The 2672-nt window shown below is 70.8% G+C and carries 2 protein-coding genes and 1 pseudogene; 1 reads left to right on the top strand and 2 read right to left on the bottom strand.

Translation table 11 applies throughout. From position 1 onward, the window contains the following. Positions 1-224: pseudogene (locus SZ55_RS21395) on the top strand (IS110 family transposase); the annotation flags it as partial. A gap of 182 nt (positions 225-406) precedes the next feature. Here SZ55_RS21395 and SZ55_RS21390 read toward each other — a convergent pair. Continuing rightward, positions 407-1135, bottom strand: a complete 729-nt coding sequence (locus SZ55_RS21390; RefSeq protein WP_082078312.1) for a vWA domain-containing protein — start codon at positions 1133-1135, stop codon at positions 407-409. Then, positions 1060-2067, bottom strand: a complete 1008-nt coding sequence (locus tag SZ55_RS21385; RefSeq protein ID WP_044411326.1) for an ATP-binding protein — start codon at positions 2065-2067, stop codon at positions 1060-1062. Before SZ55_RS21385 ends, SZ55_RS21390 begins: the two co-directional genes overlap by 76 nt. Positions 2068-2672 lie beyond the last annotated feature (605 nt).

Here is a 2672-nt window from a genome sequence, read left to right as displayed (position 1 = left end):
TCTCCAAGATGGGCTCATCGCGCCTGAGGGCCGGCCTGTACATGCCCGCGATCAGCGCCCTGACCTACAACGAAGCGATCAGAGCCATGGGCGAACGGCTAAGGGAGCGGGGCAAGACCGGCAAGCAGATCGTCTGCGCAGCGATGCGCAAGCTACTGAACATCGCCTATGGCGTGCTGAAATCGGGCCAGCCGTTTGACGCAAAACTGGCCCTTGCTCACTAGCAATCAAGACGGTATCTACGGGGCTGGGGGCTCGCGTAGGGGGGATGGCGCTCTTTCCATCCACCAATTCCAGGCACGCGGCCTTGGGGATAACCCCGGTCCCGGGCTGAAGTCCGGGCTACGGGCTGGTGGGCTGAAGCCCACCCTACGGGCGGTGTCTCAATCCGTGTACCCCTGATGGTTCAATCCGCCAGCGCCTGGTACTCGGCTTCGAGGAGGGTGGCGAGCTGGCGGGCGCGGCCGAGACGGATGGGGCCGGACTCGATGTCCACCAGCAGGGTGGTGCAGCCCAGGGGTTGCAGGGCTGGCAGGTCCTTGAGGCGGCCGTCGGTGAGGATCAGCACGCGCTGCTCTTCGCCGGGCCGTTGCCGCTGGCGTGTGGCGAGCCAGCGCGCGGCCTGGGCCAGGGCGTCGGGCAGGGGCGTGCCGCCGCCGGCTCCGAGGCCATGCAGCCAGGGTTGCAGGCGGGCGTCGGCCTTGCGGCCCTGCCAATGCCACTGGGCCTGGCGACCGCTGGCGGCGAGCACGGCGAGGCGTGCGCGTGCCCGGTAGGCGTCATCGAAGAGCTGGGCCAGCAGCCCCTTGGCACGGGACAGGGCGCCGTGGCGGCGGGTGGAGGCGGAGGCGTCGACGATCACCAGCCAGAGCTGTTCCGCCGCGCGGCTACGGGTGGTTCGGATGAGGTCCTCGGCCCGGCGCGGGCGGCCGCGCAGCAGGGTTGGCAGCCAGGCGATGGAGCCCCCTTGGCCGGGACTGCGGGCGCCGCTGCTGCCTTGGCCGAGGCGCCCTGGCCGAGGCTTGGCACCCGTCCCCTTGGCGTGGCGCGGGCGGGTGCTCAGGGCTTTTTTGGCCAGGCGGGCAGGGCCCTGCGTTCCCCGGTGGGCATGGGTTGGGCGGGCAGTTCGCCCCATTGGCCTTCGCCGCTGGCGTCCTGCTGGGGGCGGGGGGCCTGGGCGGGCGCTTCGCGGGGCGGCTGTGCGGCCGGCGGCGGTGCGTGGTGGCGACGGTGGGCGAGGGCGAAGTGCTCCACGGCGTCGATGTCCTCGGGGGCGATGGCGGTCGCGCCGCGCCAGGCGGCGTGGGCGCGGGCGGCGCGCAGCCAGACCAGGTCGGCGCGCAGGCCGTCGACGCCGGCGTCGAAGCAGCGCTGGGCGATGGCGTCCAGGGCGTGGTCGTCCAGCGGGATGGTGGCGAGGTGTTCGCGGGCGTCCTGGCAGCGATGGGCCAGGGCCTGCTGGTCGGCGCTCCAGCGGGCGATGAAGGCGGTCGGGTCGGCGTCGAAGGCCAGGCGACGGCGGATGATCTCGGCGCGTTCGGCCGGAGCCGGGGCGTGGTCGAGGCTGACCTTGAGGCCGAAGCGGTCCAGCAGCTGCGGGCGCAGTTCGCCTTCTTCGGGGTTCATGGTGCCGATCAGCACGAAGCGCGCCGGGTGGGCGTGGGACAGGCCGTCCCGCTCGACACTGTTGGTCCCGCTGGCGGCGACGTCCAGCAGCAGGTCCACCAGGTGGTCCGGCAGCAGGTTCACTTCGTCCACGTAAAGCACGCCCTCGTGGGCGCGGGCCAGCAGGCCGGGGGAGAAGCGCGCGCGGCCTTCGCCGAGGGCGGCGTCCAGGTCCAGGGTGCCGACGATGCGGTCCTCGCTGGCGCCCAGGGGCAGGGTGACGAAGATGCCGCGCGGCAGCAGGTCGGCGATGCCCCGGGCCAGGGTGGACTTGGCCATGCCGCGCGGGCCTTCGATCAGCACGCCGCCGATGGCGGGGTCGATGGCGGCGAGGTAGAGCGCGAGCTTCAACGCGTCGGCGCCGACCACGGCGCTGAGGGGATAGTGGCCAGGTTCGGACATGGTGGGCTCCTGCTCAGACATGCCGCGCATGGTAGCGAAAGGCCGATGCAGCCGATAGAAATCCGTGATTGAACGGCGCCTCGGGATGCAGTAGGTTAGCCAGCATTCGCTTTGGAGATCGTCATGTCGCACCGTCCGTCCACTTCGCTCATCGCTGCTCCGGCCCTGGCCGTGGCGGGCGTGCGCGTGGCCGCTGCGACCGGCTATTTCTACGGGTATTGGTTTAGCCACGGGCTGACCTGATACCCATCAGGCGGCCCACTCCAGCAGGGTCGCCGCCAAAGCTCCACGAAACCCCCGGTCGGCAACCCGACCGGGGGTTTTTGTTTTCCGACGGTCCACAAGACCACCACGACGTTACCGAGGATCGCACCATGATCAGCTACCGCACCCATCGCTATTACCGCACCGACTGGCGATTTAGCCGCTCCACCCGCACCCCCACACCGACAAGTCGAACACCCAGTTAGTGCGCCGCGCGCGGATCTGCCGCGCCGGCCGAGGAACCCAGCCATGAATTCGTCCGTTTCCGCCCTGTCCACCGCCGCCCAGCCCCTGCACGTCGTTGCCCTGGATGCGCCGGCATCGTCCTCCCGCACCGCACC

Origin of the sequence: Pseudomonas sp. FeS53a, assembly GCF_000931385.1 — a bacterium.
Taxonomy (GTDB): domain Bacteria; phylum Pseudomonadota; class Gammaproteobacteria; order Pseudomonadales; family Pseudomonadaceae; genus Metapseudomonas; species Metapseudomonas otitidis.
Note: the sequence above shows the minus strand (reverse complement) of the source record. Positions and strands in the feature narration are given on the sequence as shown.

Excerpts from the sequence above, each read along its gene's own strand:
- SZ55_RS21390 (WP_082078312.1), bottom strand. The coding sequence starts at position 1,135 with ATGGGGCGAACTGCCCGCCCAACCCATGCCCACCGGGGAACGCAGGGC.
- SZ55_RS21385 (WP_044411326.1), bottom strand. The coding sequence starts at position 2,067 with ATGTCCGAACCTGGCCACTATCCCCTCAGCGCCGTGGTCGGCGCCGAC.